Origin of the sequence: Rhizobacter sp., assembly GCF_031412075.1 — a bacterium.
GTDB lineage: Bacteria > Pseudomonadota > Gammaproteobacteria > Burkholderiales > Burkholderiaceae_C > Rhizobacter.
This window is the reverse complement of the sequence record NZ_JANOCG010000080.1, coordinates 1-1,841: the sequence shown is the minus strand read 5'-3', so window position 1 is coordinate 1,841 and position 1,841 is coordinate 1. Positions and strand designations below refer to the sequence as shown.

Sequence of the window (1,841 nt, the reverse complement as noted above, 5' to 3'; positions counted from 1 at the left end):
GCGCGTGAAGGGGCGCGCTGCCCGGCGCCGATTCGGCCGAGCCGAGGTCAAAGAATCGCCGCAAGCTTTTGGTACTGAACATGATTGCTCCTCAAAGTGTTTTGGATGCGAACTCGAGCACGAGGCCGATGACCGTCGCCGAGGTGACGATGGCGACCACGTGCCACACGATCAGCGGCGCCTTGAACAAACGCGCCAGCAGGATCATTTCGGGGATGCTGGTGCCGGCGGCCGACACCAGAAAGGCCGCCACCGGGCCTGTGCCCAGGCCCTTGTCGAGCAAGGCCAAGGCGATGGGTACCACCATGGCCGGGCTGACGTAAAAGGGCACTCCGATGAGCGCCATCGCGGTGATCAGCGCCCAGGCGGGCAGGCCAGCCTGCAGCTCAAGCAGCGCGGCTTGCGGCACGTAGCCATAGATGAGTGCACCGGCCACGACCCCTGTTGCGAGGTAGGGCGATGATGACTTGAGCTCGACCCAGGCCGAGCGCAATGCAAACCTCAACTTGGCAGACAGCGGCACGGTCACCGTGGTGCCACCCACGTGCACCGCGCCCACCGGGCTGGCCGCAGGCAGCAGCTTGACAAAGCGGGCCATGCCGATGCGGTCGACGAACACGCCAAACGCAACGCTGAGCGCGAAGGCCGTCACCAGGAACACGCCCGCCTGCGCTGCGGACTGGTGGCGCAGCAAGACCAGAAGCACCCCCTCGTTGATGACCGGTGACGCAATGAGAAACGTGAAGCACACGCCAAAGCGCAGCTGCGAGCGCAACATGCCCGACAAAACCGGCACGGTGGAGCACGAACAAAACGGCGTGACCGCGCCGGCCGTGGCGGCGAGCACGGCGCCGGTTCCGAGCGAGGTCTTGCCCAGGGTGTCGCTCAGGGTTTGGCCGAAGGTTTGTTGCAGCAGGGCGATGACAAACGCCACCATGAAAAACAACGCGGCCAGCAGCACCCCTTCGGTCAGGATGAAATGCCCCATGCCGTGCAGGCTGCTCATTGGAAGTGAGTTGCGCGTGAGGTGTCGCGCATCAGCAGCATGTCGATGACGCGTGGCGTGGTGGGCGCATCCAGCCCCACCTGGCCGTGAAAGGCGGGTGGGTTGTGGAAGCTGCCAAACAGCATGTCCCACAAGGGCAGCTCGGAGAAGTTGTGGCCACGATCGCCTTTCTCGTGGTGCACGCAGTGGGCCTCGGGGCGCTGGATGACGTTGCCCAACCAGCGTGGCGTGTGGATGTTCCAGTGCTGGAACAGGCTCAGCACGGCGATGAGCACGCTGACGGCCGATGCAGCCAGCGGCGACAGCCCGAGCACGAAGCTCGCCACCAGCGTGCTCATGCCCACCTTGAGCAGCACCTCCGTCGGGTGCGCGAAGTAGGCGCCCAGCATGTCGACCCGCGGCGGGCTGTGGTGCAGCTGTTGGGTGGCTCGCCACAGCCAGGCAAAGCGGTGTTCGGCGCGGTGCAGCCAGTAGCCGGCGAAAGTGGTCACAAGCAGGCCGATGGGCACGCCCCACAGGCCCAGGTGGCTGAGGTCGAACACGTTTCGGCCCTGGAGGTAAGCCACCGGGATCAGCAGCGGCGTGAGCGCGCCCACCACAAGCGTTGACACAAAAAATGCGCCCCCGAGCCAGCGCCAGCCCGAGACGGGCGCGTAGGCCCGCGCCGGAGAGCGTGTTTCGACGAGCAGCATCAGCGCAAAGATGAGTGGCACACCCAGGCTCAGCAGGGCTTCGGTTTTCATGGCGGTGGTTTCCTTGTGTGTATATGGGCGCTGATATGCCCATGTGGGATGAAGTGAGGGTCCGGGGTCAGTGAGATGAAGCTGTGTCGGGC

General features: G+C 65.0%; 2 protein-coding genes. Both read right to left on the bottom strand.

The window, feature by feature from the left end; translation table 11 throughout:
- Window positions 1-91 precede the first annotated feature (91 nt).
- Entirely contained in the window at window positions 92-1,006 is a 915-nt protein-coding gene (locus tag RMO40_RS03055; RefSeq protein ID WP_309716153.1) for a permease, read from the bottom strand.
- The gene (locus RMO40_RS03050; protein ID WP_309716150.1) at window positions 1,003-1,749 is read right to left on the bottom strand and encodes a sterol desaturase family protein; all 747 of its coding nucleotides are present in this window, start codon (window positions 1,747-1,749) and stop codon (window positions 1,003-1,005) included. Before RMO40_RS03050 ends, RMO40_RS03055 begins: the two co-directional genes overlap by 4 nt.
- Window positions 1,750-1,841 lie beyond the last annotated feature (92 nt).

What these genes read in the sequence shown, in the direction of transcription:
- RMO40_RS03055 (WP_309716153.1), bottom strand. Translation starts at nt 1,006, where the DNA reads ATGAGCAGCCTGCACGGCATGGGGCATTTCATCCTGACCGAAGGGGTG.
- RMO40_RS03050 (WP_309716150.1), bottom strand. Translation starts at nt 1,749, where the DNA reads ATGAAAACCGAAGCCCTGCTGAGCCTGGGTGTGCCACTCATCTTTGCG.